Source organism: Clostridium sp. DJ247 (assembly GCF_014231265.1).
Genome location: NZ_JABAIW010000051.1, coordinates 23,796 through 35,447 on the forward strand (window position 1 = coordinate 23,796; position 11,652 = coordinate 35,447).

Consider the following 11,652-nt stretch of genomic DNA (forward strand, 5'->3'; position numbering starts at 1 on the left):
AGCACAAAACTACAGGTATTCCTATTATTGCATAATTACAAATAGCATTATTAGAAAAATTGTGCTTTATATTGTAAATTTGCCGTTTCAAATATGGACAAATTAGGCTTATGGGCTCAATGGGATTTGCTATTGTAGCTTTGCTAATGGGATTTTTAATAAAGAATAAGGATATTAAATACACTTTTTATACCTATTCAATTATATTTATTATTTGTGTATTAATTGTAAGAAGCATCAAGTTTAAAGGAAAAAGTAGTTCACATAGAGTAAAGATTGAAGATTTAAAACAATTAATGAAAAATAAGATTTTCATAATTTTTATTGCATCAGTTACAGTTACAAATATAGCTTTATAGATTATTTGCGGTAGTATGTTTGGCAGCATTTTTTATATCATTAATACTAAATAAAATAGGTAATATTAAAATTAAGCAAAAATAGAAAGTAAGAGTTGTAAATTTATAAATAAACATATTAAAGTGAATTATAGCCCATATTTTTTAAGGAGACATGGGTTATAATTCACTTTTTATTTACTCAAATTTATCCGTTACTACCCGCTCTAATACTCCCATCTTTATATGAAACTCCTCTTCAGAGGAGTACTCACAGAGTAAGCGACCATATCAAAATCACAGATTTTTTACGTCTGCTTAACCGATTCGACAAAATAACAGATTTTGCCTCTCTGCTTAACTGGGAGTAAAGAGCGGCTACGTCCCGGGTTCGTAAGACAAACCCCATCTGATTCAAGTTTCACTTTATCAATGTTAAGATATAGGAACTCTGTTGATAAAAAAATATATAAATTTAACATATATTCCCTTTATTTTTATGTTAATGTAGTTTATAATTGTTACATGTAAAGTTAAATTTTACCATAATTTAGCTTTTGGCGTCTGGGGAAGTTGGATAATTAAAGGGGGAAATCCTATTATGAAAAGAGTAGTTATAACTGGTATGGGGGTTGTTTCGCCGCTAGGGTTAGAAACAAGAAAGTTTTGGAATGCAATTAAAGAAGGTAAATCAGCAATTGATTATGTATCAAGCATAGATGTTACTAATATGCCAACAAAAGTTGCTGCAGAAATAAAAGACTTTGACCCACTGGATTTTATGGATAGAAAAGAGGCTAGAAAGGCCAGCCGTTTTATGCAGTTTGCTATTGCTGCTGCTAAAATGGCTATGGATGATTCGGGACTGGATATTGAAAAAGTTGATAAGTATGAAATGGGTGCTATAGTTGGCTCAGGAGTTGGAGGCATGGAAATAATTGAAAAGCAGCAGGATGTACTATGTAAAATGGGTCCAAGCAGAATAAATCCACTTTCTATTCCTATGATTATTGCTAATATGGCCTCTAGCCAAATTGCAATAAAATATGGTGCTAAGGGATATAACGAGTGTGTCGTTGCAGCTTGCGCCACTGGCAATAATGCCATTGGCAATGCTTTTAAGATTATACGTAGTGGCGATGCAAAGATTATGATAACTGGCGGAGCTGAAGCTGTTATTACACCTTTAGTCTTCGCAGGTTTTAGTGCAATGAGGGCTATGTCTAAATCAAATGATCCTAAAAGTGCCTGCAGGCCCTTTGATTCTGAGAGAGATGGTTTTGTAATGGGAGAAGGTGCTGGCATTGTAATTTTGGAAGAGCTTGAACATGCTCTTAAAAGAGATGCCAATATAATTGGGGAAATTGTAGGCTACGGATGCACCAATGATGCTTATAATATTGTTGCTCCAAACCCTAATGCGGAGGGAGCAGCAAGATGTATATCAAAAGCTATTGAGAATTCAGGAATAAATCCAGAGGATATAGGATATATAAATGCACATGGAACTTCAACAATATATAATGATAAATTGGAAACTTTAGCTATTAAAAAATCCTTTGGAGAACATGCTGAAAAAGTTGCAATAAGTTCCACTAAGTCTATGACAGGGCATTTACTTGGAGCATCAGGAGCAATAGAAACAATTATAACAGCACTTGCTCTAAAAGAAGGGTTTTTACCTCCAACTATAAATTATAATTCCAAGGATCATGAATGTGATCTTGATTATGTTCCTAACGTAGGAAGAAGTGCAGAAATAGATTTTGCGTTATCAAATTCCTTTGGCTTTGGAGGACATAATTCAACACTAGTATTTAAAAAATATTAGTTTAAACATGGGTAAATTTTCAGAGTTATATTACAGGAGGATGAGTATGGATAAGTTTAAAAACTTAATTGATGTAATAGAACATAGAATAAATGGTGATAAGGGGATCTTCTTTATTGATGATAAAGAAGATAAGTTTATTTCATATAACGAATTATATTATAAGGCTCTTAAAATTTTAAAAGAACTGCAAGCTAAAGGATTAAAAAAGGGCAGTGAGGTCATATTTCAAATAGAGAATAACGAGAATTTCTTAGTTTTATTTTGGGCATGTTTACTAGGTGGAATTATACCTGTTCCTGTTTCCATTGGTAACAATAAAGATCATAAATTAAAATTGTTTAAAATAATAGATACTTTAAACAATCCAAGCTTAATAACTGATATAAAGATATTGAATTCTTTAGAAAAATTCTCAACGGAGAATGGTTTACTTAGCTATGAAAATTTTCTTAAAACTAAGGTTATTATTTTAGATAACATATTAAATGCAACTGGTTCTTTTGGAAGTATTGAAATCCCAAAGGGAAATGATATTGCATATATACAATTTACTTCTGGAACTACTGGTGATCCAAAGGGAATTGTTTTAACCCATGAAAACTTATTATCAAATACTAATGCTATAGTTAGAGGAACAAAAGGATCTTCAGAGGATACTGCTTTATGTTGGATGCCACTAGCTCATGATATGGCCTTTATTGGGTTTCATTTATCCCCACTAGTTGCAAATGTAAATCAACATTTTATTCCAACCTCTCTATTTATAAGAAAACCTCATTTATGGTTAAAAAAAGCTAGCGAATATAAGGTATCAGTACTTGCATGTCCTAATTTTGGATACAAGTACTTCCTAGATCTTTTTAAACCTCAAGTTGCAGTGGATTGGGATCTTTCAAGTGTACGGGTTATTTTAAATGGGGCTGAATATATTTCTAGTGAACTATGTGATTTATTTCTTGAAAAAATGTCAAAGTATGGTCTTAATCGTAATGTAATGTTTGGAGTTTATGGGGCGGCTGAAGCATGTATTGCAATTACTTTTCCGCCTATAGGTGAAGGTTTAAGAAAAATAAATCTAGACCGAAATTATTTATCAATTAATGATGAAATCAGAGAAGTAAAAGAAGATGATAGAAATGCTATATCCTTTGTTAATGAGGGGTATCCAGTTAGTGAATGTCAGGTAAGGATTTGTAATGAGAACAACAGCATATTGGAAGAAAAGAGAGTTGGTTTCATACATATAAAAGGAAAGAATGTTACTGATAGATATCATAATAATAAAATAGAAACAGAGAAATATATTGCAAAGGACGGCTGGGTAAATACAAATGATTTAGGAGTTATGGTAGATGGAAGGTTGATTTTCATAGGAAGATTCAAAGATGCTATAATTTATAATGGTAAAATGTATCACCCTCACCATATTGAAACTATAGCCGAGGAAGCTCAAGGCATAGAGTTGGGACGGATAGCTGCATGTGGAGTGCCTAATAATGAATCAAATGAGCATGACATTATTGTTTGTTTATATTATAAAAAGAAAATTGAGGACTTTGCATCTATTTCAGAAAATTTAAAGAATTTAATTGAGAGTAGAATAGGCTTAAAAGTTAAGAAGGTTATTCCTATTAAAGATATGCCAAAAACTACTAGCGGAAAGATTCAACGATATAAGCTGATAGAAAAATATCTCAATGGTGAATATAATGATGTGTTAATAGAGCTGGAAAAATTTCAAATCCTTAATAACACATCTTTTATTAGTAATTTATAAATAGGTTTAAGCTTCTTCATAATATCTACATATTTTTAAGTTAGAATATAAATATAGATAGTTTGAGGAGGTGCTGTAATGATTGGTTTAACTTTAGCTCAATGCATTCATGCCTGTGGTGTTTACGGACAAACATTAGCAGATTGTATATCAATGATGTTACATATGTAAATAGAACTTTTCTAAATTATCATTAAAAGACTAGTGATTCAAACCAATCACTAGTCTTTTGATTTTTCTGTATTCAGCTTTTAGTTTGTCAATATCCAAATTAACGCTGGATCCCTTTCGTTCTACAATATTACTCATTAGATAAATAGTGGAATCGTAGGAATTATTTATATATTGAAAAGTACCATAATCAAATATATACTGTTAAAAAGTACTAGTGGGACTTTATGAAAAATACAAATCTACTTTTTCCTGCATTATCCTCAATATTATCTAAACAGAAAGGTATATTGTAAATCTGAAAGGAGAAATTTTGATGAGATTTTTTATAACGTCTAAGGATATAGGAATAGATTTAGGAACGTCGAATACTTTACTATATGTAAAAGGAAAAGGTATTTTATTAAGGGAGCCTTCGGTGGTAGCTGTAAATACTACAAATAGACAAGTCTTAGCCGTTGGTTTAGATGCTAAGAATATGATAGGCAGAACACCAGAAGGTATTGTCACTATTAGACCATTAAAGGATGGAGTAATTGCTAACTTTGACCTGACTGAACAAATGCTTAAAAAGTTTATTGAAAAGGTTATTGGTAAAGGTGCTTTCAAAAGTTCTAGAATCGCAATTTCCCACCCTTCAGGAGTTACTGATGTTGAAAAGAGAGCAATTAATGAGGCAATAAATCAAGTAGGAGCACGTAAGGTTATGCTGATTGAGGAACCTGTGGCTGCAGCTATAGGAGCAGGGCTACCTGTAAATGAGCCAATTGGTAGCATGATTATTGATATAGGTGGAGGTACTACCGAGGTAGCGGTTATTTCTCTTCAGGGAATTGTTACAAGCGAAACTTTAAGAGTTGCAGGAGATGAATTAGACGAGACAATTATTGACTATGTAAAAAGAGAGTTTAATGTGTTGATAGGAGAAAGAACAGCGGAAAATATTAAAATTGAGCTGGGTTCTGTCTATGCAGATGAGGATGAAGAAGAAAGAGATATGCAAATAAGAGGAAGAGATTTAGTCACTGGGCTTCCAAGGGTTATTACTATTACAGAGAGTCAAATACGAGAAGCTTTGAAAGAGCCAGTGGCTTTGATAATTGAAGCCATTAAAACTACTATTGAACAAACCCCACCAGAACTTGCAGCGGACATAATGGACAAAGGAATAACGCTTTCAGGTGGTGGAGCACTTCTAAAAGGTTTAGATAAACTTATATATAGTGAAATTCATATACCTACTTATATTGCAGAAGATCCTCTTGAGTGTGTTGTTCTTGGAGCAGGAAAGTGCCTAGACATGATAGATAAGATTTAAGATATAAGAGAATAATTAAGATATAAGAGGATAATAATATAGTTAATTTATGAAATAAGGAAGATTTGTATGGCAATGTTGGTAGTATTAAAAAATTAAGACATAATATAATTATAATGATAACATAAGGGCAGCTGCAGGTATATAGAAAGCCTATTTAGCTGCCTTTAATTATTAGGATTTTAATAAGAGTTTATTTGTGGCTCACAGGCAGAAAATACTACTGGTAACCATTTTTTTAGTCCAAATTAATATGACAGTATCCTCCTGGATTCTTCTTGAGATACTTTTGATGGTATTCCTCTGCGTCATAAAAACAGGAAAGTGGTTCTATTTCAGTTACTATTGGTTTTTTGTATTTTTTTTGTTCTTCATCTTTACTTTTTAATATTTCAGATAAATCATTCTTATCGGTATAGAATATACCTGTTCGATACTGATTACCTATATCATTGCCTTGTCTATTTAAAACTGTAGGGTCTATTATTTCCCAAAACTTATTTAATAGCTGCTCTAAGCTTATTAAATTTTCATCATATGTTACATAACAGGCCTCTGCATGGCCAGTATTTTTCCTACACACTTCTTCGTAACTAGGATTTTCTTTATAGCCGTTAGCATAGCCAACTTTTGTTTCTACTACTCCTTTAATTCTTGACATATATTCTTCTACACCCCAAAAACATCCACCAGCCAAAACTATTTTTTTCATAAAAAATCCACTCCTTTTGTAGGCAATTTATATAACAGTAATTTTTTGTTTTTAGATAATTATTATTATACTATATTATTTTAAGGCTTATGTATAGTAAAATTATATTCTTCTTTTTGTTTATTGCCTTTAAGGTATTGAAAGACCTATTGGCAACTTTTGCTGGGTTAACTGTTTACATTGTATATTTACAAGTAGGGCTTAAATGTAACACTAGTGTAGCCGATATTATCCGATTCTATGTTTATAACGAATTATAAAAATATGAATTGGTTAACCTAATGTGGGGTGAAATTTATGAAAAAACTAATTTCTTTATTTTTACTTGTAAGTATTGCTGCATTAGGATTTTCTGGCTGCAAAGCAGAAAAAATTAATAATAAAAATGTACTAAAAGTAGAAAATATAATAAGCTTGACTAAAACCGCAGACTTGAATGAAGTGGTAATACCAACTAAAATGAATCGGGAGCTTGCTGATGTTTATTATCCCATAGTAGGGGAATCTAAAAATCTTTCTCCAAGGGAAAGAGCTGCTATGGAAAAGTCTAGAAAAAGAGTAGTGGAACTAGCCAAAGCTAATAAGGGAACAATGTTTATTAATGGTCCAACAAACAAGAAGGTTGTAGCATTAACTTTTGATGATGGCCCGGATTCGAGAATCACGGGAGCTATGCTTGATGTTCTTAGAGATAATAATGTTAAAGGGTCCTTTTTCTTTGTGGGAAATAGACTAAAGAGTCATGCGGAGGTGGTTAAACGTGCTGATGAGGAAGGGAATCTTGTATTAATACACAGTTTTTCTCATGCTGAGCTCACTAAGCTTTCACCTGCTGAGGTTAACAAAGAGTTATCACAGACTAAGGAAATAATATTTTCCTTGATAGGCAAGAGCCCAGCTATTGTTCGTCCTCCTTACGGGGATATAAATCAGCCTACGGTGAATGAAATTGCTAAAAGCAACTATAAAATAGTTATGTGGTCAATAGATACTCTTGATTGGTCTCAGAGAGAAAAGGATAATATAGTCAGGAACGTAGTAGATAATGTACGACCTGGTGATATAATACTAATGCACTCAATAGAAAATAATAAAGCTTCTCTTGAGGCACTACCTGAAATCATTAAGAAGCTGAAGGATAAAGGATATGAGTTTTTGACACTGGATAAAATGCTTGGTATATCAGCTTATAGGTGATATAGGCTTCCACGGTGGAAACTTAACTTAAACGACTGAATATGTTGCCAAACTTCAGCACTTTAAAAACTTTTAATCAGTCTAAAGTTCGTGTTTTAAGCAGAGAGCCAAAATCTGTGATTTTGTTCGAATCGGTTAAGCAGACATACAAAATCTGTGATTTTGATATGGTCGCTTACTCTGTGAGTACTCATCTGACGTAAGGAAGAGGAGTTTTATATAATCTAAGAACCTTCGATAAACTTGCTTCCCTCAGACAATCTAAGGTTCTAAGATTTTATAAAACACTTACTAAGACTGATAAAAAAGTTTTTAAATGTGCTTCAGTTTTGTCAACATATTCCTACGTATAAGTTAAGTTTCCAGCTAGGAACCCTATAATGGTAAAAAAGCTTTAAGTACTTTTGGAAATGTTTAGATTATAATATTTGCACACCTTATAGAAAAAGAGTATAATATTGAAGTGACATAGTGATAAATACATATAAATGATTATTAGTAATTGTAATACCTTCCAGGTTGAGGGGGGTATTTTTGTTTATATACTTATGTTAAAATTTTTATTGAGGTAGAGACTATGATAAAGACTATAGAATACTCCGAAATTGATGAAAATAATTTAAAAGATAAATATGTCTTAATTGATGTAAGAAGTCCAGGAGAATTTTCAGAAGCAACTATCCCTGAAGCTGTCAATGTTCCTCTTTTTAGTGATGAACAAAGAAAAATTATAGGAACTGTTTATGTACAAGAAAGTGTTGAAAAGGCTAAAAAATTAGGAATTGAAGCAGCTTCAAAAAATCTGCCACAGATATATAGTGAAATTGATAAATTAAAGAACAATTATAATACTCTTATATTTTTTTGTGCTAGAGGGGGAATGAGAAGCAGTTCGTTAGTTTCTCTTCTAATGTCGTTAGGTATAAATGTTTTTAAAGTAAGAGGAGGGTACAAAGGATACAGAAACTATATAAATAAGGCACTTCCGGAAATTGTTAAAGATATAGAATTTGTAGTTATTCACGGAAATACTGGAGTAGGAAAAACAAGTATATTAAAAAGGTTAGCGGAGAAAGGTTTTGATACCTTGGATTTAGAAGGTTGTGCTAATCATAGAGGTTCTCTCCTTGGAGGAATTGGACTTGGCACGGAAAATAGTCAAAAGCAGTTTGAAAGTCTCGTGTATGAAAAGTTAAAAAAAAGAAAAAGTAATGTAGTTTTTGTAGAAGGAGAAAGTAAAAGAATAGGAAATATAATAATTCCTAAGTACATTTATACCTCTATGGAGAGAGGAAAGCATATAAATATATGGACAGACATCACTCTTAGGGTTAAAAATATAATGAAGGACTATGTAAAAGATAATAATATTGAGCTAATTGAAGCCTTAAAAAAGTTAGAAAAATATATAAGTAGTAAAAATATTAATAGATATATTAGTGAGATAGAAGCATATAATTATGAATTAGTAATTGGTGAATTAATGCTTAAATATTATGATCCCATGTATGAAAATAAAAAATACAATTATGAGTTCACTATAGAGAATTATGACATAGATCATACCTGTGATATAATAATAAGCTGGAAAAATAGCTTATAGTTCTATAGAATTCCATGTCTGAAATTTAACTTATACTACGGTATATATTACCATGTTTCGTCACGTTAAATATTTTTAATTAGTCTAAAGCTCAAATTTAAGCAGAGAGCCAAAATCTGTGATTTTGTGCGAATCGGTTAAGCAAACATACAAAATCTGTGATTTTGATATGGTCGCTTACTCTGTGAGCACTCCTCTGACCGAAGGAAGAGGAGTTTCATTATAAATTTAGAAGAACTTTGATAAACTCGTACCTCAGTTCGGACCAACTTATCAATTACCATTGATAAGTCGCTGGTTGAAAGCTATTTAGGCTTTCAACCATATCAAAAGTTCTAAGATTTTTTCTCAAATTTTCGCTAAGACTAATAAAAAAATATTTAAATGTGACTTCAACATTGGTAATATATACCTCTGCATAAGTTAAATTTAAGCTGTGGGTATCTATAGAAAAGATATTGTGTCGGATAAATACATATACTAAAATGAAGTCTTGCATATATTAATGTGCAAAAATTTGTATACATTCTACCTTGATTTTATATGTTTAACTCTCTTCTAGGTATCTTAAATTTTATGGATTTTTCTATTTCTTCTAAGGTTCTCTTATCTTTTGGATCTATAAATAGACATGTGTAGCCTTGTTCTCCGGCCCTTCCTGTTCTGCCAATACGGTGTATATATGACTCCACATTTTCTGGAATGTCATAGTTATATACATGACCAACTCCACTTACATCTAACCCTCTAGCTGCTACATCCGTAGCTATTAAATACTGAATATCTGCATTTCTAAAAGCTTTCATTATTCTTTCACGTTTTGATTGAATTATATCACTATGTAACTTTTCACAATTATATCCACGCTTATGCAGTGCCATTTCAAGATCATCTACTCTTCTCTTAGTTCTGCAAAATATCATAGCCATAAATGGGTTATCCTGATCTAAAACGTTGCATAAGGCATCTTGTTTTCTTCTGTCTGTAGTCTCTACCACCTGCTGTTTAATATTATTAAGTGTAACTTCTTCTTTTTTAACAGTAACCATTAGAGGGTCATTCATATATCTATAGGCTAATTTTTTAACTTCAGAGTTCATAGTTGCAGAAAAACATAATGTCTGACGTTTTTTACAAGTTTCCTTTATAATAGCTTCAACATCATTTTTAAATCCCATTAATAGCATTTGATCTGCTTCATCTAATACTAATGTTTTTAATTTACTAAGATCTACTGTTTTTCTGTGGAGATGGTCTAGAAGTCTACCAGGAGTTGCAATAATTAGATGAATGTTTCCTTTTAGCTTTTTTAGTTGTGACCCTATATCTTTACCACCGTATGCCGCCAAAATATTTATATCTTTAGCTTCTTTAAGTTCAATAGCTCTCTCAGTTATTTGAATAGCAAGTTCTCTTGTAGGAGATACAATCAATGCTTGAATTGTATTTATTTTAGGTGATATATTTTCAAAAATAGGAATCAAAAAGGCAAATGTTTTTCCCGTACCAGTTTGTGCTTCTGCTATAACATCTCTTCCTTCTTTAATAAATCTAATACTGCTTTCTTGAATTGCTGTTGGTTTAGTAATACCTGTGTGCTTTAATACATTTATTATATTTTCACTAATTCCTAGTTCTTTAAAATCCATTTCTTCATACCTTTCATTACTAATTTGTATTTTTATTTAGTTAAGTCAATTGATGATATCATATTGTTACATTTAAAGATATAGATACCTATGCCCGAAATTTAACTTATACCACCGGATATATTACCATGGTTCGTCACGTTAGATATTTTTAATTAGTCTAAAGCTCAAATTTAAGTTGTGGGTATCTATAATACTAATAATGTTACTATACAATGTATTAACAGTAGTATTATATATTAGAGAGATAAATATTAGTATAGTTGATTCATTGAAAAAAGCTTAAAGTTTTAAATACCAATTTGTAAAGGACTATAAATATTATTATTTGTATATTTATAGAATTTAATTAACAATTACGAAATTATGTTAACTGAATTTAAAAGTAAACTAATATCAAAAAAAAGACAAAATGAAAACTACATTTTTATTAATGAGGGGGAGGTCTATTGTTCGGAATCCTTATAATCAACTACTTAACAACAAAATATTCATATATAAACTAAATCAGGCGTATCATTACATTAAATAATGAGTATAATAAAGAATACCTAAGCATTATTAGGTACACTTGTGATAAACGCATAGCTGGCTAATATTTTATATCTATGGGCATGATAAGATAACATTCGTCGCTGAGATAGGTGGCAAACACAAAAAGTTATTCAATACTATATAACATAATGTCGCGGGGTGGAGCAGTTGGTAGCTCGTTGGGCTCATAACCCAAAGGCCGTAGGTTCGAGTCCTGCCCCCGCAACCAAAAAAGATATTGACAACAGTTTATTTTGTATGATATTATGTACAAGCTGTTTAAGATATCACATAATAATGTATAGGATATTAGATAACTTGGTAATAAGTTACTAATTGACAGATTGAAGTAGCATGATAAGATATGATTCCAATCGTAAATCAGCGATAACTTAGAATAGTCAAGCTGGTAACAAATTACTAGTTGACGAGCTAAGATAAACATGATAAGATGTAAATCCAGTCGCAAGTGAGCGACAAGATCTTTGAAAATTAAACAGAGTGAGATAAGAAAACTTA

The 11,652-nt window shown here is 31.5% G+C and carries 8 protein-coding genes and 1 tRNA gene; 7 read left to right on the forward strand and 2 right to left on the reverse strand.

Going from position 1 to position 11,652, the window contains the following annotated elements; genetic code table 11:
- Positions 1-77: 77 nt before the first annotated feature.
- The 4 genes from HGI79_RS17740 to HGI79_RS17755 all read left to right on the forward strand — a co-directional run bounded on the left by HGI79_RS17740 (position 78) and on the right by HGI79_RS17755 (position 5,438).
- Positions 78-359, forward strand: coding sequence for an MFS transporter (locus tag HGI79_RS17740; RefSeq protein WP_313885229.1), 282 nt, complete (start codon positions 78-80; stop codon positions 357-359).
- 577 nt (positions 360-936) lie between these two features.
- Complete coding sequence (fabF, locus tag HGI79_RS17745; protein ID WP_185652024.1) at positions 937-2,169, forward strand: beta-ketoacyl-ACP synthase II; 1,233 nt, start codon at positions 937-939, stop codon at positions 2,167-2,169.
- 46 nt (positions 2,170-2,215) lie between these two features.
- Positions 2,216-3,949 (forward strand): AMP-binding protein, encoded by a 1,734-nt coding sequence (locus HGI79_RS17750; protein WP_185652018.1) that lies wholly within the window; start codon positions 2,216-2,218, stop codon positions 3,947-3,949.
- 487 nt (positions 3,950-4,436) lie between these two features.
- Positions 4,437-5,438 carry a rod shape-determining protein gene (locus tag HGI79_RS17755; RefSeq protein WP_207725832.1) on the forward strand — a complete coding sequence of 334 codons (1,002 nt, stop codon included), beginning with the start codon at positions 4,437-4,439 and terminating at the stop codon, positions 5,436-5,438.
- A gap of 238 nt (positions 5,439-5,676) precedes the next feature.
- Here the strand turns inward: HGI79_RS17755 and msrA are convergent, their stop codons facing one another.
- Positions 5,677-6,150 carry a peptide-methionine (S)-S-oxide reductase MsrA gene (msrA, locus tag HGI79_RS17760; protein WP_185652019.1) on the reverse strand — a complete coding sequence of 158 codons (474 nt, stop codon included), beginning with the start codon at positions 6,148-6,150 and terminating at the stop codon, positions 5,677-5,679.
- A gap of 297 nt (positions 6,151-6,447) precedes the next feature.
- On the opposite strand from msrA, the gene HGI79_RS17765 reads away from it, so the two are divergent.
- Positions 6,448-7,347 carry a polysaccharide deacetylase family protein gene (locus HGI79_RS17765; protein ID WP_185652020.1) on the forward strand — a complete coding sequence of 300 codons (900 nt, stop codon included), beginning with the start codon at positions 6,448-6,450 and terminating at the stop codon, positions 7,345-7,347.
- Positions 7,348-7,924: 577 nt separating this feature from the next.
- Positions 7,925-8,950: a tRNA 2-selenouridine(34) synthase MnmH gene (gene mnmH, locus HGI79_RS17770; RefSeq protein WP_185652021.1), complete on the forward strand. Its 1,026-nt coding sequence runs from the start codon at positions 7,925-7,927 to the stop codon at positions 8,948-8,950.
- A 539-nt stretch (positions 8,951-9,489) separates the two neighbouring features.
- Here mnmH and HGI79_RS17775 read toward each other — a convergent pair.
- Positions 9,490-10,599, reverse strand: coding sequence for a DEAD/DEAH box helicase (locus tag HGI79_RS17775; protein WP_185652022.1), 1,110 nt, complete (start codon positions 10,597-10,599; stop codon positions 9,490-9,492).
- A gap of 687 nt (positions 10,600-11,286) precedes the next feature.
- Here HGI79_RS17775 and HGI79_RS17780 point away from each other — a divergent pair.
- Positions 11,287-11,362, forward strand: a tRNA-Met gene (locus tag HGI79_RS17780).
- Positions 11,363-11,652 lie beyond the last annotated feature (290 nt).